General features: G+C 47.7%; 17 protein-coding genes. 13 read left to right on the forward strand and 4 right to left on the reverse strand.

Features of this window, described 5'->3' with window-relative positions; all coding sequences use genetic code 11:
* The first annotated feature begins 106 nt into the window (after positions 1-106).
* Positions 107-1,213 carry a Gfo/Idh/MocA family protein gene (locus FHS16_RS23750; protein WP_376769698.1) on the forward strand — a complete coding sequence of 369 codons (1,107 nt, stop codon included), beginning with the start codon at positions 107-109 and terminating at the stop codon, positions 1,211-1,213.
* Between the two features lie 203 nt (positions 1,214-1,416).
* Here the strand turns inward: FHS16_RS23750 and FHS16_RS23755 are convergent, their stop codons facing one another.
* Positions 1,417-1,959 (reverse strand): NADPH-dependent FMN reductase, encoded by a 543-nt coding sequence (locus tag FHS16_RS23755; RefSeq protein ID WP_183568829.1) that lies wholly within the window; start codon positions 1,957-1,959, stop codon positions 1,417-1,419.
* A gap of 339 nt (positions 1,960-2,298) precedes the next feature.
* Between FHS16_RS23755 and FHS16_RS23760 the strand changes: the two genes are divergently transcribed.
* From FHS16_RS23760 to FHS16_RS23785, 6 genes are all read left to right on the forward strand, one after another.
* Positions 2,299-3,903, forward strand: coding sequence for a response regulator transcription factor (locus FHS16_RS23760; RefSeq protein WP_183568832.1), 1,605 nt, complete (start codon positions 2,299-2,301; stop codon positions 3,901-3,903).
* 18 nt (positions 3,904-3,921) lie between these two features.
* The gene (locus FHS16_RS23765) at positions 3,922-5,778 is read left to right on the forward strand and encodes a sensor histidine kinase (protein ID WP_183568836.1); all 1,857 of its coding nucleotides are present in this window, start codon (positions 3,922-3,924) and stop codon (positions 5,776-5,778) included.
* A gap of 21 nt (positions 5,779-5,799) precedes the next feature.
* Positions 5,800-7,182 carry an ABC transporter substrate-binding protein gene (locus FHS16_RS23770; protein WP_246431922.1) on the forward strand — a complete coding sequence of 461 codons (1,383 nt, stop codon included), beginning with the start codon at positions 5,800-5,802 and terminating at the stop codon, positions 7,180-7,182.
* Between the two features lie 297 nt (positions 7,183-7,479).
* Complete coding sequence (locus FHS16_RS23775; RefSeq protein ID WP_183568839.1) at positions 7,480-9,096, forward strand: ABC transporter substrate-binding protein; 1,617 nt, start codon at positions 7,480-7,482, stop codon at positions 9,094-9,096.
* A 77-nt stretch (positions 9,097-9,173) separates the two neighbouring features.
* Positions 9,174-10,085: an ABC transporter permease gene (locus tag FHS16_RS23780; RefSeq protein ID WP_183568842.1), complete on the forward strand. Its 912-nt coding sequence runs from the start codon at positions 9,174-9,176 to the stop codon at positions 10,083-10,085.
* A 26-nt stretch (positions 10,086-10,111) separates the two neighbouring features.
* The gene (locus tag FHS16_RS23785; RefSeq protein ID WP_183568845.1) at positions 10,112-11,005 is read left to right on the forward strand and encodes a carbohydrate ABC transporter permease; all 894 of its coding nucleotides are present in this window, start codon (positions 10,112-10,114) and stop codon (positions 11,003-11,005) included.
* Positions 11,006-11,108: 103 nt separating this feature from the next.
* On the opposite strand, the gene FHS16_RS23790 is transcribed toward FHS16_RS23785, so the two are convergent.
* Positions 11,109-11,867: a helix-turn-helix transcriptional regulator gene (locus FHS16_RS23790; RefSeq protein WP_183568848.1), complete on the reverse strand. Its 759-nt coding sequence runs from the start codon at positions 11,865-11,867 to the stop codon at positions 11,109-11,111.
* Between the two features lie 141 nt (positions 11,868-12,008).
* On the opposite strand from FHS16_RS23790, the gene FHS16_RS23795 reads away from it, so the two are divergent.
* From FHS16_RS23795 to FHS16_RS23805, 3 genes are all read left to right on the forward strand, one after another.
* Positions 12,009-12,935, forward strand: coding sequence for a nucleoside hydrolase (locus tag FHS16_RS23795; protein ID WP_183568851.1), 927 nt, complete (start codon positions 12,009-12,011; stop codon positions 12,933-12,935).
* A 159-nt stretch (positions 12,936-13,094) separates the two neighbouring features.
* A complete protein-coding gene (locus tag FHS16_RS23800) occupies positions 13,095-14,126 on the forward strand; it encodes an ROK family transcriptional regulator (protein ID WP_183568854.1) in 1,032 nt (343 codons plus the stop codon).
* Between the two features lie 27 nt (positions 14,127-14,153).
* Positions 14,154-15,377 (forward strand): MFS transporter, encoded by a 1,224-nt coding sequence (locus tag FHS16_RS23805; protein ID WP_183568856.1) that lies wholly within the window; start codon positions 14,154-14,156, stop codon positions 15,375-15,377.
* Between the two features lie 14 nt (positions 15,378-15,391).
* Here FHS16_RS23805 and FHS16_RS23810 read toward each other — a convergent pair whose 3' ends face one another.
* A complete protein-coding gene (locus FHS16_RS23810) occupies positions 15,392-16,237 on the reverse strand; it encodes a helix-turn-helix domain-containing protein (protein WP_183568858.1) in 846 nt (281 codons plus the stop codon).
* Between the two features lie 176 nt (positions 16,238-16,413).
* Between FHS16_RS23810 and FHS16_RS23815 the strand changes: the two genes are divergently transcribed.
* Entirely contained in the window at positions 16,414-17,544 is a 1,131-nt protein-coding gene (locus FHS16_RS23815) for a glycoside hydrolase family 88 protein (RefSeq protein WP_183568860.1), read from the forward strand.
* A gap of 91 nt (positions 17,545-17,635) precedes the next feature.
* On the opposite strand, the gene FHS16_RS23820 is transcribed toward FHS16_RS23815, so the two are convergent.
* A complete protein-coding gene (locus FHS16_RS23820) occupies positions 17,636-18,457 on the reverse strand; it encodes a helix-turn-helix domain-containing protein (protein ID WP_246431923.1) in 822 nt (273 codons plus the stop codon).
* A 202-nt stretch (positions 18,458-18,659) separates the two neighbouring features.
* Here FHS16_RS23820 and FHS16_RS23825 point away from each other — a divergent pair, with 202 nt between their 5' ends.
* On the forward strand, positions 18,660-20,558 hold the full coding sequence (locus tag FHS16_RS23825; RefSeq protein WP_183568864.1) for a beta-L-arabinofuranosidase domain-containing protein: 1,899 nt from the start codon (positions 18,660-18,662) through the stop codon (positions 20,556-20,558).
* Positions 20,559-20,664: 106 nt separating this feature from the next.
* Positions 20,665-21,441, forward strand: a complete 777-nt coding sequence (locus FHS16_RS23830) for an Imm51 family immunity protein (RefSeq protein WP_183568866.1) — start codon at positions 20,665-20,667, stop codon at positions 21,439-21,441.
* The last annotated feature ends 204 nt before the right edge of the window (positions 21,442-21,645 follow it).

The following is a 21,645-nucleotide window of genomic DNA, read 5'->3' on the forward strand; positions in this document are numbered from 1 at the left end:
AAAGTTTACGCAGCCTCTAAATCGGTTAAATACAGTATAGCGCAATGGGATCAGAATGATTCGGTCGCGTGAAAACGAAGTGTTTAGCAAAAAAGGAGGTGCTCATATGGATATGGGCAAACTAAGAGTAGGAATCATTGGCTGCGGAGCCATCGCGCTTGAGAAGCATCTCCCCGCCCTGGCAAAGCTCAGCGACAAAGTAGAGCTGGTCGCGTTCTGTGGCAGGCATGAGGAGACGATTCGCAAAGCTGCGGACGAGTATGCGCCGCAGGCTGCCTTATATACGGATTATTTGGATATGGTCAAGGATGCCAACATCGATGTCATCCATATTTGCACGCCTAACGTGCATCATGCACCAATGGCGGTTGCCGCGCTTGAAGCCGGCAAACATGTGATGTGTGAGAAGCCGATGGCGATTAATGCGCATGAAGCGAAAAGAATGCTGGATGCAGCGGAGCGCACCGGCAAAAAACTGACGATTGCCTATCAGAACCGTTTCAGAAAAGACTCCCTCTTGTTAAAGGACGCTTGCGTAAGGGGAGATTTGGGTGAGATTTACGTGGCCAAAGCCCATGCAGTGCGCCGCCGCGGCGTTCCTACCTGGGGCGTTTTCATGGACAAGAATTTGCAGGGCGGAGGTCCGCTCATCGATATCGGAACCCATGCGCTGGATTTGACACTGTGGTTAATGGACAACTATGAGGTTGAATCGGTAACCGGAGTAACCCACAATAAATTAAGGGAACAGAACGAGGCGAATCCGTTTGGTCCTTGGGAGCCTGAGGATTTCAACGTGGAGGAATCGGCTTTTGCTTTCATTAAGATGAAGAACGGCGCGACAATCTATCTGGAAGCGGCTTGGGCACTGAATACGCTTGATGAGCGTGAAGCCATGACGACGTTGTCCGGTACCCGAGGCGGAGCAGAGATGCGCAGAAATGCGCTGACGAATACCGATGAGCTCGTGTTCAATGGTGAAATGTTCGGCAATTTAGTTGAAACGAAGCTGCAAACCGCAGCAGGCATCGCATATATTTCGCCGGAGGAAGAGACGATCGCAGACCGTGAAATCGGGCAATGGATTGATGCGATCATGCTGGATACCGATCCCGTTGTTATGCCGAAGCAAGCGTATATGGTCACTCGGATACTGGAAGCGATTTACGAATCGGCGGAAACCGGGAAATCGGTCGAAATGATGGAGGATTAGCATTTGCAAGACAGATTAAGCAGTTGTATGAATGAAAGGTTGTATAAGCAAAGCGTAAGAATAAAAGGATGTTTAAGCAAAGGGTAAGAATAAAAGCTTATTTAAGAATAGCGTAAGAATAAAAGGATGTTTAATTGAAACGTAAGAATGAAGGATGCGTAATTAAAAAAACCTCGGCTCTTTATGGAGAGCCGAGGTTTTCATTATGAACGCAGCGTTTTTAGCGCGCCGCTCCAAGCAAGTACTTGGTCGAGCATGCCATTGACATTTGTAAGGTGGAGGTCAGCAGGCTTGAACACGGAGCCGTTCTCGAAATCTGTAAACAGCGAAAGAGCAGGATGCACGCGAACGTCTGCGACAGACAATTCGCCAAGTATGCCTCTGAGATGCTCAGCGGCGCGAGCGCCTCCGACCGAACCGTAGCTGACGATGCCAGCTGCTTTATTGTTCCAAGCATCACGCGCATAATCAAGTGCGTTCTTCAAGGCGCCTGAGATGCTGTGGTTATATTCCTGCACGATGAATACGAAGCCGTCCAAGCTTGCCAGCTTGGTATTCCATGCGGTTGCCTGTACAGTCGCATCTTCCTCGCCGAGCAAAGGAAGCTTGTAGTCCGCAATATCCACGATCTCATAATTGGCATCATCGCGCTTGTCAGCAACGCTCTTCACCCATTCGCCGACTTGCGGGCTTAAGCGACCCTGACGGGTGCTTCCCAAGATAATACCGATATTTAGCTTTGACATTGTTATTGCCTCCTCTAAAGTAGTTTGCTTCTAAATAGTCTTTCAAGCATTAGAATGGTCAACCAGCTCTTAGAATTATGCAGGATGATGCGATACAATGTGTAAGCGTTGGTTTTATTCTCCAATTGCTTGTACGACAAATATGATAGCGGTCAGGATACCTAATGTCAAGCTACTTACAATTAGTTTGTATATCATCATCTTTATGTATGCAAAAATGATCTAATAGGATTCCCCTAATCCAACTATTTTCTCCTTCAGCTTCATTCCCAATTGCGCGAGTAGGCGCTACAATAAAGGTAGACAATCGTTTAACCATACCGCTAGTGGGATGTGATTATGATTTCGAATCGAATGGAAATTCTAGTGGTGGATGACGAGCCCAAGCAGCGACGTGGCTTAGCGGCAATGGTACGTTCCCTTCGTCCGGATTATAAGGTCCATGAGGCGAAGAATGGAAAAGAGGCTTTGGAGCTAGCTGAAACGCGCGTACTGGATATCGTATTCACGGACATTCAGATGCCGCTGGTGAATGGCATCGATTTTTTGAAAGCGTTAAACAATCAAGGCTCGGATATGCCGAAGGTTGTTTTTGTAAGCGTATACCATGAGTTTGATTATGCACAGCAGGCACTGCGGCTAGGTGCAAAAGACTATTTGGTCAAGCCGGTCATAACCGAGCAGCTGGAGCCGATTATATGCGAGCTGGAGCAGCAGCTTCTGCAGGAGAGCGCGCTTCAATTAGAGAAGAAGAGGCTGAGTGATCAGCTTGCACATACAAAGCCTGTCTATCTCGAGCATTTGCTGTACAAATGCCTGACGGAGGAACTCCACACAGCCGAACGCAGCGAATTGCGAAGCCATTGTGCGCTAAGCGGCCAGGGAACAGTACTGATCCTTGAATCCAAATCCGATGGCCGTCCGCAAAATGATTCCGAATGGAAAAGCATCCTAAAACGAGCGGTAACGCAAGCCTTTTCGAGCTGTGCGGACGCGGTCATTGTCGCGCCGGAGCATGAGAAGGACCGCCTTTATATTATGGCTGCATGGAAGCCGGAGACGACGGGAACGGCATGCTTGGAGCAGCTGCGTAAAGCGTTAAACCAACTGGAAATGCTGTATGGGAGGTCAATCAGCGTCGGTATTGGACAAGAAACGGAGAGCATTGAAGCCGATATGCGTCTCTGCTGTGACGGCGCTAAGCATGCACTGCAGTATTTGTATTACTTTCCTGAAGGCATGTGGCTCTCGGCGAATGAGCTGCGAAGCCTTCAAGGCAAAGAGCATAGCTCACCGCTTGCCGCCAAGGACATTGACGATATGGAGCGTGCAGTTGCAGAGATTCAAACAGAGCTCGCGGTCTCGACCTTAGTATCGCTGCTTGATCGGTTGGCTGCGGGATATCCAGCCCCATTCCGGCTGCAATGCAGCGCAGCTCAGCTGCTTTCGACCTGTCTGAAGCGAGCTCAGCTGGTCATAGACGAGGAAGGATACCGATTGCTTGCGGGACGAATCGACCAGGAGCTGTTGGAAGCGAAGTCCTTCAAGTCTATGAAAGAAATCGCGGCACAGCTGCTTGCAGATATGATTAAGCAGATGAAAAAGGACAAATCCTCGCGCAGCGACCTGATTATGCAGAAATGCCGCGAGTTTGTCGAGGATAACCTGCATGAGGACTTGGGACTTGAGATGGTTGCGACACGATTTTTCTACAACCCGTCGTACTTCAGCATTTTATTCAAAAATAACGTCGGCGTATCGTTTACCGATTACCTTGTCAAAATGCGAATGCAAAAGGCGCGCGGCTTACTGCTGAACTCGGACCTGAAGGTGCAGGAGATTGCTAGGCAGTCAGGCTATAAAGATATTAAATATTTCAACAAGGTGTTCAAAAAAACGTTTTTGTATTCCCCAGAAGAATTCCGAAGAATGTTCTCATCCTAATTAAAAGAGGCCAAACCGATGCGCATCCTGAGAAAAATGGCAGATATGGCTGCCAATGCAAAATTTCGAATCAAGCTGCTGGTCTCTTATTTCCTGCTGGTAAGCTTTATCATCCTCATTCTTGGCTTTGCCTATTATCAAATTAGTGCCAAGAACATGCTCTTGAACGTGAAAGAGAGCTTAGGCAACGTCGTTATTAACAATAATCAACTGCTTGATGAGAAGCTGCAATCGATTCGGGACAAAAGCGAAATGCTGCCCATCGACAATGAGCTGTATCGTGTCATTACCGAGACAGACGTGACGGACAATGCGTCGCTGCTGAAGACAGACCGCAAGATTACACAAATTTTATTCAAATATTTTGGCGGCGATATGGATATATACGCTTCGTTTATCGTGACTCCATCCTATAATTTCGGGAACACGGCAAGAATGTTCGTCATGCCTGACGGTTTTATGGCATCCTCTTTGTATCGCAAATCGATTGAAGGGAAAGGGAATCTCGTTTGGATTCCAACGTATCGCTATGCCGAGACGCTCGGTGAAAAGGATATGTCCAGCTTGAAATTCGAGTTCAATAAGCTCGCTTCCGCCGTAAAGCAGCTCAAGCTCACCTTTGTCGACGAGAAGGGGATCTTTCACTCGCTGCCGGACACGATACCGGAGCCCATTCTAATGGTTAATTTGACGACGGATTATATTGGGCGGTTATTCGCTGACTATGCCCAGCATAGCGAGTACCGTCATTTATCCTACGGAATCGTAGATGATGGAGGGGCAGTAGTCATTCATTCGGACGAGGCGCTGATCGCGAAACATAATCGGCCTGTCTGGTTGGAGGAAGCTGCGGATAGAAACAATGGCAGCATACAGAAGGTCATTGACGGCAAACCGGTCGTCATTAGTTTTAGCCGCATGGAAAGCACGGGCTGGATATCCTATATTGAAATTCCGGTAGAGGATGCCTTGCAGGATTTGAATGCGCTGCGCAGATATTCGACTTTATTTCTAATCATCATGCTCATCGTTTCGATTATTCTGGCGTACGCAATGTCCGTGTTCATCACGAAACCGATCAGTCGGATGAAGAAGGCCATGAAGCTGATGGAGCGAGGTAATTTTCATATCCATATACCCGAACATGGTCGTGACGAATTCGGCCATTTGATTCGTACTTTCAATCATATGAATGGCCGGATAGAAACGCTGATCGAGGAAAACTATGCATCAAGGCTGCGGGAGAAGGAAGCAGAGCTTATGGCGCTGAATCTGCAGCTTAATCCTCATTTCCTGTATAACACGCTTACGACGCTATACTGGATTGCTGTCGAGAACAATCAGCAGGAGATGAGCTTGATCATTCATAATCTAGCCGATATGCTTCAGACCTCGACCAGAAACAAAAAGGAAACGTGGCCGCTTCGAACGGATTTGGACTGGCTCAACAAATATATTTACATCATGTCCAGCCGATTCGAGAATGTGTTTCATGTGCAGATCGATGTGGCAGCGGAGCTTCTGGACATGGAGGTGCCTAAGCTGTTTCTGCAGCCGTTTGTTGAGAATGCGATTATCCATGGTCTTGCGGAGAAAGAACAGGATGGAGCGATTGTGATTAATGGCTGGTCGGATAGCTTAATGGTTTATTTCACCGTTGAGGATAATGGGTGCGGGATGGATAAAGCTCTTATCGATCAGTTAAAGACTGGCAAAATGAATTCGACGGGCATGCCGAATGTGGATAAAAGAATTAAGCTGCTGTATGGCAGCGAGTATGGCGTTGACATACATCCCAGTGAAGACGGTGGAACGACTGTTCATATTCGCATGGGCTTAATTGCCAGCAGGCGTGACATGGTGGAAATAAAGTGAGCAGAGAGGAGAGGCTGACGAATGAACCGAACGAGGAGCGGATTGTCTTTTATGCTGTTACTATGCGCCATATTAATGCTTGCGGGCTGCAGCGAAAGCGGATCCGATTCGACCGATGCTGATCTACATGACAAATCGGCTGAGTGGAACAAAGATAAAGTCGTGTTAACCTACGCATCTTGGGGCTCCCCTAACGAGAAGCAAGCCAAGGAGCGGATGATCGAGAAGTTTATGGAGCGATATCCTTGGATTACGATACAGTACATGTATGAGCCCGGCGATTATACGACAAAGCTGACGACGATGTATGCGAGCAACAATGCGCCCGACGTATTTATGATGTACAAGCATACCGCACTGCAGTGGGCGGAGCAAGGCAAGTTCTATAATCTGAAAAGCTTCTTGGATGAAGATGCGGAGATCAATGAGGAAACCCTTATTCCGAATGCAGTCATGTATTGGGATGAGGGGAAGGTTGCAGGTGTCAAAGTGGCGGAGGAAGCATTCGCTCTATATTACAATGCTGACCTATTTCTGGAAGCGGGTGTAGAGCTGCCTCCGGCCAAATCAGAAAACGCATGGTCGTGGGAGCAGTTTCTGGAGGCAGCGAAGAAGCTGACATTGGATCGAAATGGGCAAAACGCGCTCAGTTCGGAATTCGATGCTGCGCATATCGTACAGTTTGGCGTTCGATTCAATACTTGGATGTGGCATTTAATGGTGCCTTCCAACAATACGAGCGTGATTACCCCTGACGGAAGCCGAATGAATCTCGATGATCCGGCTGTCATCGATGCTGTGCAAAAGCTAGCCGACCTTATTTATGTCCATCATGTTTCGCCTTCTCCCGTTCAAGAGAAGAACCTGCCGCAGCCCGCGCTTGCGCTTCAAAGCAGAAAGATTGCCATGGACCTTGACGGACAATGGGTACAGCTCGATCTCGGAGCGGCAGGCGTCAACTTCGGGGTTGGCGTGCTGCCTAAGCTGAAGTCCAGCAAAACGGTGCAATTCGGGGAGCCGCTGGTCATGTCCGCTACGACGAAACATCCGAAGGAAGCCTGGCTGTTCTACAAATGGCAGCTGGATTCTGAGAATTCCATCGATTTGCATGCCAGCGGCCTATGGATGCCGCTGCTTAAGGATTATTATGAGAAGCCCGAATTAATCGCACGCTGGGCGGATGTGAAGCCTGGCCATCCGAGCGGCTATCAAGATGCAGTCATGCGGCAGACGATCGAGAATGGAGTCAATTCTTACGACTTCTATCTCAAAAATAACGAATATATTACCGCGATTCTAAATCCGGCGTTAGACCAAGTATGGTTGGGCAAGAAAAGCGTGAAGGAAGCATTCGAGAGCGTAGACGAGAAGATCGACGCCACTTTCAAAGGCACGTATCCGTAATGAGCTATACGTTAGGCCTTCGGCTGTTGCCGGAGGCCTTTTTCTGTTTGTTTAACGAAAACAACGATCATGCCGTCAAAATGGAGTACCTAATGAAAGTCTCCCAAATCCAATGATTTTACGTATTGTCCGCTATGAAAACGCTTGCTAACATTAGGGCTGTCAGGAGCTGCAGCGAAAGACAAGCGAAAGACAAGCAATAAACAAGCGAATATGGCCAGCGAGCTGGCACCACGCCATAAAGATTGCAAAGTGTATTGTAAGCGATATCAGAAAAGAAAAGGGAGTCGATGTCGAATGAAAAAATCGTTGAACCTCGTTCTGACAGCATGCTTATGTACTTCACTGCTTATTGCAGGTTGCAGCAACAATAATAATCAATCATCCCCGAATGCCGGCAATAATCAAGGGAATTCTGGCGGGGAGAAGGTAAAGCTAACCGCGATCATAACCAAGCATCCTTTAACGAAGCCGCTTGCCGAGATGGAATGGCTGCAAAAAGCGGAGGATGCTGCAGGTGTAGATATTGAATGGCAGGAAATAACAGCGGATTGGGCTCAGAAAAAAGGAACGATGCTCGCAAGCGGTGATACGCCAGATCTTTTTGTTGGACCAAATGTCATTACGGATGCCGATTTCGCGCAGTTCCAAGGACTGTTTCAGGATCTGACGGAGCTGGTTGCAGGTGCGCCAAACGTGCAGGGCATGTTTGATACGAAGCCGGAGACTAAAGTAATTGCGACGCAGCCCGACGGGAAAATATACGGTCTGCCGAAATACCAAAGATTTTGGCCAGCATCCGCCACTCGGCAATTTATAAATCAGAAGTGGCTGGACAATCTGGGTCTGGACATGCCAACGACATGGGATGAGCTCTATAACGTTTTAGTAGCCTTCAAAGAGAAGGACGCAAATGGCAACGGAGACGCCAATGATGAAATTCCAATGGACTGGCCAGGCGGTATCGGCGGCTTCTTTAACCCGGCTGTCCTGCTTGGAGGCTTAGGCATCACCTTGACGGACGGAAGCGGGCAAGGCTATTTCGTTGAAGACGGCCAAGTGAAAAACTTCTTGACCGATGAGCGCTACAAAAAGATGGTCGTATTCCTTGGCAAACTATACAAAGCAGGACTGATCAATCCAGAGGTCTTTACTCATGATTATACGAAGTTCCAGTCCGTTGCCCGCGGTGAAGGCGACAACGCGAAGGTTGGCTTTACATGGGGCTGGGTGGCGTCTGACCGATTCGGGGAACAGCTGGCGCCGCAATATTCGTCGATGTCCCCACTTAAGGAATCGGCTGGCTTCTCCGGCAAAGTATCGTGGAGCTACGATTTCGATACGTTGAATTACGGGGTAAATCAAATCGTCATGTCAGCGAAAACGAAAAACAAAGAAGCGGCTATGCGGTTTATTAATGAGCTGTACAAAGAAGAAGTGAGCATGCAGGTGCTATTCGGTTCAATCGGAGAGAATATTAAGGATAACGGAGACGGCTCTTACAGCGTACTGCCGCCAGCCGATACCAAAATGGATCCAGGCACATGGAAATGGACCTCTACGTGGGCCGATAACGGGGCGTTGTACCTTCCCGATACCCTTAATTTGACGCTTGGAAAGGATATGCAGGAGGTGCTCGTTCAGTCAGAGCCTCTGAATGATGCCTTGGCGGTTGATACGGAGAAGGATGTATTCCCGAACATGTTCATCAAATACACAACGGCAGATAATAACACGATGAGCCTAAGCAATACGAATATTATGAACCTTGCGAACACGAGCTTTGCCAAATGGGTAACCAAAGGCGGTGTCGAAGCAGAGTGGGAGCAATACGTGAATCAAAGCAAGAAAGCGGGCTTAGACCAAAATCTCGAAATCATGCAAAAATATTATGAAGAGTATATGAGCAAATAATAGGCTGCGCATGAAAGGGGGCTATGCCGCCCACAAGCAGGCATAGCTTCTTTTTTAAAGTAAAGGGGGTATTTCCTATGGGCACTCGGATGATCTTCAATGCCTTCAAACGTGATTTTCAATTGTGGGTGATGATTTTCCCGGCTATTGCAGCCATTATCATTTTCAACTACATCCCCATGTACGGAATCCAGCTTGCGTTCCGGGATTTCGACTTCAGCAAGGGGCTTACGGGCGGGGAATGGCGCGGATTATTTTATTTCAAGCAGTTTATCGACAGCTTCCTGTTTGCCGATCTGATGACCAATACGTTTCTAATCAGCTTCACAGCAATCATTATTGGATTTCCTGCTCCCATTATATTAGCGCTCGTTCTGAATCAGATCCGTCGGAAAAGATTTAAAACCTTGATGCAGACCACTGTTTATTTGCCTCACTTCATCTCGATTATCGTACTGGTGGGTATGATGAATGTCCTGCTCTCGCCGGAAACGGGCATTGTAGGATATTTCATGAAATCTATCGGTTTTGGGGATATCAATTTATTAGCCTCAACCTCGACCTTCATCCCTGTCAATATCGTATCTGATATTTGGCAGCACTGCGGCTGGAACAGCATTATTTACTTAGCGGCCCTATCTACAGTAGACCCGCAGCTTTATGATTCTGCCAAAATGGATGGCGCCAGCAGATGGCAGACGATCCGTTATATTGATTTTCCAGCCTTGATTCCGACAATCGTCATTCTGTTCATTCTCAGCATGGGGAATATACTCAGCACGGGCTTTGAAAAAATATTTTTGATGCAAAATTCATTAAACCTGCCCGTTTCAGAGGTTATCGCCACGTACGTGTACAAAATAGGGATTGTGTCCAACCAGTTTAGCTATGCTTCGGCAATCGGTTTGTTTAACACGCTGATTAATTTTATTTTCTTATTTGCGATGAATGCGATCGCCAAAAAAGCTTCCAATACGAGCTTATTCTAAGCAGGCTGCAAGGAGGAGTGGTAGGTATGTTGCGAAACCGTGTTAGCAGTAGTGAATGGGGCTTCCGGCTTGTTTTGTTTGTCATATGCGCCATCATTTTTCTGGCGATCGTATATCCGCTCTATTTCATCATTATCGCTTCGATCAGTGATTCGACGCTTGTTTCAACCGGGAAGGTATTGTTTCTGCCCCGGAACATTAGTTTTTTCGGCTACGATCAGATATTCCAGGATAACCGTATCTGGAATGGTTACCGCAATACGGTATTCTACACGTTCGCAGGAACGCTCGTAAATTTACTCGTTACCCTTCCTGCAGCGTACGTGCTCTCCAGACGCGAATTCCGGGCAAGACGGATCATCATGCTCGTATTTGTTATTACGATGTTTTTCAACGGTGGCTTAATCCCAACCTATCTGTTGATGAAGGACTTGCATATGACCAATACGATTTGGATGTTTATTTTACCGTTTTGCGTCAACGTGTTTTATCTCATTATTGCAAGAACGTTTTTTGAGTCATCTTTGCCTTCTGAATTGTATGAGGCGGCGGCAATCGACGGCTGCTCGCATTTCGGATTTTTCATCAAAATCGCGCTGCCTTTGTCCAAAGCATTGATTTCCGTCGTCGGGCTTTACTATCTGGTTGGCCATTGGAATGATTTCTTCACCGGCTTGATCTATATCCGGGACAATAATCTTCAACCGCTGCAAATCATTTTAAGAGATATTCTTCTGTCCAACCAGGTGTTCCAGAATGGTGCCGGGTCGGGCGGGAACGCGGGCGGCTATGCGCAGAAATACGCGGACCAGATCAAATACGGCGTTATTATCGTATCGACCTTGCCAATATTGATGCTTTACCCTTTCTTGCAGAAGTATTTCGAGAAAGGTGTCATGATTGGCTCAGTCAAAGGCTGACTCATTCGGTCAGCTTTCTCATAGCATTCGAAAAACTGATACTAGGTAAGCTCGGTATCAGTTTTTTGTCATTTCGAAAGTAAATGAATAGGAAAAACATATTCTATAGACCATCAGCTGTGATCTGCTCTCTATAGCTCTTGGGAGTCATTCGGGTTTCCCGCTTGAATAAGCTGCAGAACTGCGCGTCCGTTGAAAAACCGCATTCCATCGCGATGGCAGATATTTGCAACCGTGTGTGCTGGAGCATCGATTTGGCCTGCTCGAGTCTTCGCTGCAAAATATACTGGCTCGGAGAGCTGCCTACCTTGAGTTTGAACAAATGACGAAAGCGGTCATAGCTATAGCCGGATTGATCTGCTAAAGCTTGAAAGTCGATTTTGTGCATATAGTACTCGTCGATATAGGTTTTGGCGAATTGAATAATGTTTATGCGGCTGTCTATTTCCTGCGCGGGCTGGGCTCGCAACAGCTCTAAATAGAGATGCGAAATGCGAGAATCCAGCATCTGCTTGTAATAGGGCTGCTTGTCGCGAAGCTCGCATGCCATGGCATGCATCTGCGTGAAAACAAGCCTCGCAGGCGTATCCTGATAGATTCCTTCGGTTAACGACGGATATAGCCGGCTGCTGAATCCTGCGAAGAGAACCTTCGCTAGTACTTCGTGTCGTTCATCATGCAGCGTGCGCGGCGCAATTATAGCGTAATCGCCTGCTTTGAAGGCATAATCCGAATGGCCAATTCTGGTCGTTCCCTGTCCGCTCACATAATAGACAAGCTCATAGCTCTGATGGTTATGCAGCGCAATATACTCATGCTTGGCTCGCGATTCCTGATAGAAAAAGTCCAAAGAAGCGGACATGCAGACTGCTCCTCTCAATATAGCCAATTCGTGATATAGGATAACCGATTAATGCTACAGAAAGTAATGGGATACTTATAGAATGAATGTATTATAGCATGCCAGAAAAACCAATTCATTATATAGACGGAGGAATTAATTATGGAAATCAATTATCCAGCAATGACAGACGGAGAGCGGGTCCGCAAGCTGGAATCACCGGCAGGCCCAATTAAAATGGTGCTCGATACGGATACGTTTAATGAGATTGACGATCAATTCGCGGTCATCTATGCACTCCTCTCGCCGGAGAGAATCGAGCTTCAGGCGCTTTATGCCGCTCCTTTCCATAATGATCTGTCAACGGGACCGAAGGATGGAATGGAGAAAAGCTATGAGGAAATTATTCGAATTCTAAAGCTGATGGATCGGGAAGACGTACCTGTTTACCGGGGATCGGAGAGCTATTTGGCAGCGCCGCATACTCCGGTAAACAGCGCGGCAGCTTATAATCTGGTTGAGCGTGCAATGGCATGCGATCCAGCAGATCCATTGTATGTTGTTGGAATCGGAGCGATCACGAATATAGCCAGTGCAATTCTCATTGAGCCGCGGATCATCGAGCGGATCGTAGTGGTCTGGCTAGGCGGCCATGCGATCGATTGGCAAGATACTCGTGAATTTAATCTAGAGCAGGACCTGCATGCGTCCAGGGTGATATTTGACAGCGGCGTTCCGCTCATGCTGATTCCTTGCATGGGCGTTGCATCCAATCTTAGAACAACCCTTTCGGAGGTTCGGGACTATGTTCTGCCTTCTGGCGCTATCGGCGCCTATCTGTATGAGACATATAAAAACTGCAAGGATGATCACTTTGCATATTCCAGAGTGATTTGGGATATCTCGGTTATCGCTTGGCTTAATCAGTCGAATACGGTTCCTTCGAGGCTAATCCCAAGTCCTAGAATTTCCGCGGACTGTCGTTGGAGTGTCGATTCTACTAGGCATTTGATTCGCTGCGCAAGCTATATCGACCGCGATGCTGTATTTCATGATTTATTTACGAAGCTGAAAATGGCGTCAAACTGAAGCTTAGCAAGCAGGCATTAAACGAATACGGATAATGTGCACCTAGCAGCAGATTGTGCAGCAGTTAAAATGTCTTTTCATTTGCTGAGCAATCTGCTATTATCATCTAGACTTATTAAACGTGTTTAATAAGTGGTTTGCAGGGAGGATGTGATTGATTTGAGCGATCGGATTTCATCGGCGAAAGAGATGAAGAAAGTCATTCTGCACAATATCCGTGAAGCGCTGCTTACGCTTGGCAGCGCAACGAAAGTCGAGCTCAGCAATAGATTAGGCATTAGCTTTCCTACTGTATCCAAGTTTTTAAGCGAGATGGACAAAGAGGGCGAGCTGCTTATCGTAGGACTTGATCATTCTAGCGGCGGGCGAAGAGCGAATCGCTATGCGTATAATCCGGAGCATATGCTTGGTCTTGCTGTTTTTTTGGAGAAAACAGAAATGAATTATTGGCTATTTAATTGCTTGGGTGAAGTGAAGGAGACGGGCAGCTCCTCGGCTGCCATCGCGGATGATGTACAAAGCCTTGCGAGCAATATCGAAGCGATCCTTGCGAAACATCCGAAGGTCAAATCCATTGCGATCGGCGTGCCGGGCTCGGTGAACAGCGGAAGGATTATTCATATTCCGGGCTATGGGCACTTTCATGATTTCGATTTGAAAGGATATTTGGAGACTCGCTTCTCCATTCCGGTTGTGGTAGAAAATGATATGAACGCAGCCGTTCTCGGCTACAACGTTCATCAAGCGGATAAAGGCCAAATGTCGTTCATATACTTGTATTTCGGACAAAATGGACCTGGAGCGGGCATCATTATTAACGGGCAGGTGCTGAGAGGCAGCACTTTTTTCTCCGGAGAGGTTACGTATGTACCGCAATATGATGATATGAATTTTGGGGAGGCATTGAACGTTGGCGAGGAGAGCAGGCGTCCAGACGCCGCCAAGCTTGACAGGTGGGATGCCATTAGCCGGCTAGTGGCTACCTTCACGGCCATCATTAACCCGCATGCGATTATTTTTTGCAAGCATGAAATGAACGATTCCGCTCTCGCTCAGATTGCCTTGAGGAGTGCTGTTTATGCGCCGCAAGAGCATCTCCCTAAGCTTGTGATAAGTGATTGGAAGCAAGATTATTTGTTTGGATTGCAGAGGTTGGGGCTTGATCTCATGCTCGCAGGAGAGAAAATGTAAAGAGAAGCTGGGGTAGGAGCATACAACATGGCTACATTTTTTTTGATCATCATTTATTTGGCTTTTATCAGCTTAGGCTTGCCTGATTCCTTGCTCGGAACGGCATGGCCTGTCATGCAAAAGGATTTTGACGCACCGCTTGAAACCGCAGGCTTGCTTTATATGACGATAGCTGCCGGCACGATTGTATCCAGCTTGGCAAGCGGCGCCGTACTGAAGCGGTTCGGGACAGGTAAAGTTACATTGGTCAGCTGCATCATGACTGCCGTCGCGCTGCTTGGCTTCGCCTTGTCGCCTTCATTGATATGGTTAGTCCTATGCGCCATTCCGCTTGGACTCGGGGGAGGCTCGGTTGATGCTGGTTTAAATCATTATGTCGCTGAGCACTACAAAGCGCATCATATGAGCTGGCTGCATTGCTTTTGGGGCGTAGGAGCAACGCTCGGCCCAATCGTCATGTCTTCGTTTATGACGGGTCAAAACGTTTGGAGGGATGGTTATTTGACCGTTGCCGCCATTCAGTTCGGCCTAGTGGTCCTGCTTTTCGTAACGTTGCCCTTATGGAAAAAGGCAGCAGTCAGCCAGCACAAGGATGTGGAAGCGGAACGAGAGGCCCTGCAATTGGAAGCCGCAGACGCCCGTAAGCATGCTATAAATCCTCTTCGTATCAAAGGCGTTAAATTGGCGCTCGCATCCTTCTTGTTCTATTGCGGCGTGGAAGCAACGATGGGGCTATGGGGCAGCAGCTTTCTCGTGAACGTAAAGGAATTGCCAGCAGCTACTGCCGCGCAATGGGTATCCTTGTTTTATGCAGGCATTACGATCGGAAGATTCATAAGCGGGTTTATTACGTTCAAGGTAAACAACCGGATACTTATTCGCACGGGTCAAATAACAGCACTAGCCGGTGCTGTGCTCATGCTGCTGCCGCTCCCGCCTGTATTTACGCTGGCAGGTTTTATGCTGGTAGGGTTTGGACTCGCGCCGATCTATCCGTGCATGCTCCATGAAACGCCGGTACGCTTTGGGAAAAACCACGCTCAGACCATCATGGGCTACCAAATGGCGGTTGCCTATACGGGAAGCACGATTATGCCGCCTTTTCTCGGCTTTCTTGCAGCCTCATCAACCATCGGCGTGTTCCCGGTCGTGCTCGTCTTATCTGCGGGGGCTATGCTCCTGTTCTCGGAAAAGCTGAATGCTTATTTGAGACGCAAACCTAATCATAATCAAGTTTCGGTTAAGCATTAGCCCTTTACTGCGGATTATTGACCATATTTCGCAGGGGAGACGCCGGTTATGCGTTTGAAGGTGCGGTAGAAGTTGGAATAGTCTTGAAAGCCGGTCATGCTGCACACTTCGGTTGGCGGAACGGAAAGCTTCAGCAGCTCAATGGCCTTTGTGATACGCTTCTGGATAATATATTGCTTGAAGCTGCAGCCGGTTATTTTTTTGAATTGGTGTGAGAAGTAATACCGATTGACAAAAAAAGTATGCTCAATATGCTGGAGCGTTAGCGAGCCGTACAGATTGTCATGGATATAGGCAATAATCTGTTCGATCTTGGCATTGACGTTGCCCTCAAGCTCGAAACTATCGATATGGGAAGCAATCATCTGATTGATCTTGACTAGCAGGCGTATGAAGCTTAATTCAATGAGCAGGCAGCTTTCGGGCAATTGGCCGTGATGAAGCTCCTCGATTTCCATGAAATGGGCAGCTAATTGGGCTTGCTCGACTAAAGGACCAGGCAAGCGATTAAAGCTTCCTGGTCTTTTGCGATCGAAATATTGGAGAAGGGAGTACCCCTCTTGAATATAGTGACTGCAGAAATCAGGTTTGAAAAAGATAATAATCCGCTCGTAGCTGGAGTCAGAGGTGAAATAAGGCCTATGCATTTCCATATTGTTAATAATGAGCAAGTCACCGGGATTTAGCGGGTAGCTTTGATCTTCTACCTGATAAACGACGTTGCCCGATATTAAGTAATAGATTTCGTATGCGTTTTGCATATAAGTAGAATGCTGATCGTCATGAGGAGAACGGGTGAGCGAATGCAAATAAGTGAAGGAGCCGTGATGAAGGTTGACGTGAGTTGAAATTTCGTTCATCGCAAAGTCTCCTGTTCTCGATGATGAAAATTTTTCGCAAAACTTAGAATCAAAAAACAAATTATGCAATGTTTATCGCAAGAAACGCCATATCGACTGCCCTGCGTTCAAATTATACTAATCTTGTGAACATGTCAATGATCGTTTTCATTACTTAAGGTGACGGGGGAGAACGGATGGAGAACATTTTGCAGGAGAATCAGAGCTTTATTCAGCATACTTGGGAGAAAATCGAAGCTAAGCTAGCCAAAACCTCTAAGCAAATCAAGGATGGCATGCCTTACACGACCCGTGAAGGGCATTATGACGATTGGCAGGATGATGCATCGTGGTGGACGAACACGTTTTGGACAGGAATACTATGGCATATGTACGCGGAGACCAAAGACGATGCATATAAGCAGTACGCGCAAAGCATCGAAGAAAAGATGGATGAAGTGCTTCACGGCTATGACGAACTGCATCATGACGTTGGATTTATGTGGTTATTGTCGAGTGTCATGAATAATGAGCTGACTGGGGATGAGAAAGCAAGAAAGCGTGCGATGCTTGCAGCAAACGTACTGTCTGCCAGAGCGAATATTGCCGGAGGTTATATTCGCGCATGGAACGGAGACAATGGAGGCTGGGCGATTATTGACTGCATGATGAATATTCCGCTGCTCTTCTGGGCAAGCGAGCAGAGCAGCGATGCAAGATTCAAGCACATCGGCATCATGCATGCTGACAAAACATTAAAGGATTTCGTCCGTGAAGACGGATCGGTTAATCATATCGTCATATTCGACGAGAATAACGGCGAAGTGCTGGATACGCCGAGAGGACAGGGTTATGAGAGCGGATCCGCTTGGTCGAGAGGCCAAAGCTGGGCGATCTATGGCTTCGCGCAGGCTTACCATTGGACGAAGAAACCGGAATATTTGCATGCCGCCAAGCGAATCGCCCATTATGCCTTGTCATCGCTGGCTTTAAGCGGCTATGTGCCTCCTTGTGATTATAGGCAGCCCGCATCGCCTGCGAAGCTTGACAGCAGTGCAGGTGCGATCATGGCCTGCGGATTGATTGAAATGGCCAAGGCTGTGCCGGGTGTGGAAAAAGAGCTGTATATGCAATCGGCGCTCCTTATGCTGAAGGCGCTGGATGAGAAATGCGCGGTGTGGGATGATTCGGATGCATGTATTCTAACGAATGGGACCTCTGCTTATTTTGACGGTGATTTCCAAAGGGCATCCGTTCAGAACGGAGCATTGATCTATGGCGATTATTATTTCGTTGAAGCAATTCGCAAGCTGAAGAAAGAATTATAATTCGAATCCTTTGAATGAAATGCCCGTGTGGCGATGCATATAGCATTGGGCCGCGCGGGCATTTATTACTGCTGTACACGGAATGCAAGCATTATGTTCTATAAAGACTGCGCATATAAGCAGAAGGCGATTCACCTACGACCTTTTTAAACACGCGACTGAAATAGTAGGGATTGCTGTAGCCCAGCTGTTCACTGATCTCGGAAACATTGTGAGAGCTGTTGAGCATCCAATCTATGGCCTTGCCTATACGGAGCCTGGCATGCGCATCTACAATCGTTCGGCCTGTCTGTGCTTTAAACGCAGAGGATAGATAGCTATAGTTAAGATTCATATGGCCGGCAAGGCACATAGAATCAAAATCCTGCTCGCAATGCTCCATCAAATAAGCCATGACACGCTTGGAAATCGTTTCAGTGCTACCCGATTTTCTTTCCTTCCCATTACTTTGCAGCGCGAACTCCTTCTGCAGGTCCAGAAATAACTGAAATACCCGGATGCTAATATGAGTCATGCCGTGTTCCTCTGGTATCGCGTAAGCGGCGGCTAACGCTTTCAATCGATGCTCCATTGCGGAATGAAAGGTGGAAGCGCCGTATTTGGGCATCGGGATCAAGTATTTGTAATGATCCAGCTGGTAATAGTCAATTTCGGGGAGCGGCATATGCACACGGTAGTCGCAGTTACGATCAAACGGGATATGAAAGTGAATCCAAAGCCATGTGGTCCCCGGCGAAGTGGCAGGAAGTCCCCAATGCTGCTTTCCTGATTTGAGAAATAGATGTTCATTCGCGCGTACCTTATATTCCTTTCCCTCCTCGATAACCTGCATGCAGCCCTGCAAGACAAATAGAAAAACATCGAAATCCGCGATTCGGTTAGGGTGTGTATAGACGGTATCGGTTCTATTCATTCCGATGTCTCTGACGAGAGGGAGTCGGTCTGCGCACAAGTAGACATTATAATCCATAGCATTCAACACCGCCAATTCCAGTTGGGTTATGATGCAGCCACTGCATAAAAAAAAGATATGTTTTCTGTGGATTCGTGTATTTTACCTTGTATCTATTCATTATATGATAACCTCATTAAACAAAAAAAGGGAGGTTATGAGGATGGATAGGTTTGCATTTCATGAATTTGAAGCCGGAAGCAGCCGATTATCTTCCAGCCCGCTGCAAGCTCGGTTTCAGTTGAACAAAAACTATGTGATGAGCTTAACTAACGAAAACCTGCTGCGCAGCTTTTATCTAGAGGCTGGCTTATGGAGCTATAGCGGAAACGGGGGAACGACTAGCGCGACCACAACGAGCTTAGAGGGACCGGATAGCTGGCATTGGGGCTGGGAATCGCCAACCTGCGAGCTGCGTGGGCATATCATGGGTCACTGGCTATCAGCCGCAGCCCGAATTTTTAAGCAAACCGGTGACAGCATGGTTAAGGCAAAGGCTGATTATATTGTCGCTGAGCTTGCAAGATGCCAAGAAGCAGTAGGCACGGGATTTTTAGCAGCTTTCCCAGAAACCTATATGCATCGGATCATGAATGGCAAATGGGTATGGGCACCCCACTATACAGTCCATAAGCTGTTAATGGGCCTAAGCGAGATGCATGTCCTCACCGGGAATGGGCAAGCATTGAAAATGATGATTGATATGGCAGAGTGGTTTCATCGCTGGACAGGTACATTTTCCACGACGCAAATGGATGATTTGCTAGACCAGGAGACGGGTGGGATGCTTGAGACCTGGGCTGATCTTTATGCGTTAACCAAGGATCAGAAGCACCGTGAGTTAATTGAGCGGTATGATCGGCGGCGGTTTTTCAATGCGCTTCTGTCTGGCGAGGATGTCGTGACCAATAAACATGCGAATACGCAAATTCCTGAAATATTAGGTGCTGCAAAGGCTTGGGAGGTAACAGGCGAGTCCCGGTACCGTCAAATCGTTGAAGCCTTCTGGAAAATTGCGGTTGACGACCGCGGGTACCTTGCAACAGGAGCGGGAGACGATGCGGAGCTTTGGATGCCGAGAGGCGAGATGGCAAGAATGGGCGTAGGCCAAGAACATTGCGTAAATTACAATATGATGCGTCTCGCGCATGTTCTGCTTCGCTGGACCGGTGATCCAGCGTACGCTGATTATTGGGAAAGAAGATTTCTGAACGGCGTCCTTGCTCATCAGCATAGCGAAACGGGCATGATATCGTATTTTCTTGGCATCGGAGCAGGGAGCAAAAAAAAATGGGGCTCCCCGACGCAGCATTTCTGGTGCTGTCACGGTACACTGCTACAGGCAAATGCCGCGTATCAAGAACAAATCTATTTGCGTGATGGGGATGGTATCGCCATTATGCAGTGGATGCCTTCGACACTCCATGCAAGGATTGATGATGTCCCTGTCGCAATCACCATGCATCAAGATGGCCAAAACGGGCTTTACCCGCTCGATGGCTGGAACGTGGCTGGAATGACGGCCATTACAAAGGTGGACATACCGCCAATTCCGCCTCGGCGGCCGGATTGCTTTATTTACGAAATCAAGCTTTCGCTGGCATCCAGCAAGTCATTCCATTTGAAGCTGCGTTTGCCATGGTGGATGGATGGCAGTGCGATCATTGCTATAAATGGCGAGCGGTTGGAAGGCGATTGGCTTCCGTCCGCGTATGCCGAGCTTGAGCGTGAGTGGTCGGATGGCGATAGCGTGCGTGTTGAGATGAAGAAAAAGCTCATAGCTGTAGCGCTGCCAGGCGATGCGGGCATGTACGCTTTTATGGACGGACCAATCGTTCTTGCTGGATTAGTGGATGAGGAGAGGCGGCTAATCGGTCAGCCTGAGCAGGCGAGTAAACTGCTGGTGCCGGATCGGGAACGCAATCACAGCTGGTGGAATCCGGGTTATTATCGTACGAAAGGCCAGGAGCGGGGACTGCGCTTCATTCCGTTGTACGAAATAAAGGATGAGTGCTATAGTGTCTATTTCCCGATTGAGCCTAATGGTGAACGGATTGACTAGCTCGGGCATCCGGCGTTACCGTCAGGCGTTTCTTCTTGCATATGCCTGAATTGGTGCAAATGGCTGTTTTAATTGGGCGGAGTTGCGTTTAAAGTTAAATGGAGTTATGGAAAATAATGATAGAAATGAGGGCAATGAATTGGAGAAGGAGCTTAAGAAGCAGCTTGACCTATGGCATAAAAAGGATAAGCACCAGAACATTATTAATACTATTTCAGATATTCCGGAAGCGGAACGTGATTATTCGCTTGTCTCTTACCTCGGCAGGGCATGGAATAATTTAGACAACTACGAGGAAGCAATAGCTTGTTTTCTATCTGTGGAAGATCAGGGAGCCAGCGATCCGCTCTGGCATTACCGACTAGGGTATGCGTACTATTATGGCGGCAAGCCGGAAGCAGCGGAGGCGGCTTTCGAGCAGTCTTTGAAGCTGAATCCTGAAGATCAGGACAGCCAGATGTTTCTAAGGCTGAGCCGTAATGCGGCGGGCAAACAACCAGAGCATCTGCTTTCAGCGAATCTGGCAGCGGAAGCGGGTTTTCCGGAGGAGGATAAGCTGGCCCCTTTTCAGCTGGTTTCGCATAATAACGGCAGCATATCGTTAATCTTAAACGTTGGAAACTACAAAAGGGAGGTATTCGGTGCAAGGGCGGAAGAGGGCTTCGAGGGCAACGGCTATGATTGGGCTTCACTGGCAGCTGTATTTCTGCAGGAACAGAAGCCTGAGCTGGCTGATGTCATAAGGTTTGATCCCGAAGCGGATATGTTCGCAGCGTACACGGACAACAAAGAAGCGATGTTCAGCTTCGCGCTAGCTTTTAAGGAAGCTTGCGAGAACGACGCGCTGATCATCGATTTATTCTCGCGTGCGGAGCTGGACTGAACGAGATGCGCCGAAAGCGCGGAGCCGTGAGCTCTGCGTTTTTAGCTTTTTTTGATAGGATGAAGGTGAGTCACGTGGTTGCTAATCGTTTCACTAGCTTTTATAATTTATGACGAATTGTAATATGAAGTGCGACAGCTAGATGAACAAAAAAAAGCCCATGAATGGATTCGTGTAAAATGGAAGTTACCACACAACCATCAT

This window comes from Paenibacillus endophyticus, from assembly GCF_014192395.1.
GTDB lineage: Bacteria > Bacillota > Bacilli > Paenibacillales > Paenibacillaceae > Pristimantibacillus > Pristimantibacillus endophyticus.

Coding starts and splice junctions, on each gene's coding strand:
- FHS16_RS23750 (WP_376769698.1), top strand. CDS start 107: ATGGATATGGGCAAACTAAGAGTAGGAATCATTGGCTGCGGAGCCATC.
- FHS16_RS23755 (WP_183568829.1), bottom strand. CDS start 1,959: ATGTCAAAGCTAAATATCGGTATTATCTTGGGAAGCACCCGTCAGGGT.
- FHS16_RS23760 (WP_183568832.1), top strand. CDS start 2,299: ATGATTTCGAATCGAATGGAAATTCTAGTGGTGGATGACGAGCCCAAG.
- FHS16_RS23765 (WP_183568836.1), top strand. CDS start 3,922: ATGCGCATCCTGAGAAAAATGGCAGATATGGCTGCCAATGCAAAATTT.
- FHS16_RS23770 (WP_246431922.1), top strand. CDS start 5,800: ATGAACCGAACGAGGAGCGGATTGTCTTTTATGCTGTTACTATGCGCC.
- FHS16_RS23775 (WP_183568839.1), top strand. CDS start 7,480: ATGAAAAAATCGTTGAACCTCGTTCTGACAGCATGCTTATGTACTTCA.
- FHS16_RS23780 (WP_183568842.1), top strand. CDS start 9,174: ATGGGCACTCGGATGATCTTCAATGCCTTCAAACGTGATTTTCAATTG.
- FHS16_RS23785 (WP_183568845.1), top strand. CDS start 10,112: ATGTTGCGAAACCGTGTTAGCAGTAGTGAATGGGGCTTCCGGCTTGTT.
- FHS16_RS23790 (WP_183568848.1), bottom strand. CDS start 11,867: ATGTCCGCTTCTTTGGACTTTTTCTATCAGGAATCGCGAGCCAAGCAT.
- FHS16_RS23795 (WP_183568851.1), top strand. CDS start 12,009: ATGGAAATCAATTATCCAGCAATGACAGACGGAGAGCGGGTCCGCAAG.
- FHS16_RS23805 (WP_183568856.1), top strand. CDS start 14,154: ATGGCTACATTTTTTTTGATCATCATTTATTTGGCTTTTATCAGCTTA.
- FHS16_RS23810 (WP_183568858.1), bottom strand. CDS start 16,237: ATGAACGAAATTTCAACTCACGTCAACCTTCATCACGGCTCCTTCACT.
- FHS16_RS23815 (WP_183568860.1), top strand. CDS start 16,414: ATGGAGAACATTTTGCAGGAGAATCAGAGCTTTATTCAGCATACTTGG.
- FHS16_RS23820 (WP_246431923.1), bottom strand. CDS start 18,457: ATGAATAGAACCGATACCGTCTATACACACCCTAACCGAATCGCGGAT.
- FHS16_RS23825 (WP_183568864.1), top strand. CDS start 18,660: ATGGATAGGTTTGCATTTCATGAATTTGAAGCCGGAAGCAGCCGATTA.
- FHS16_RS23830 (WP_183568866.1), top strand. CDS start 20,665: ATGGAAAATAATGATAGAAATGAGGGCAATGAATTGGAGAAGGAGCTT.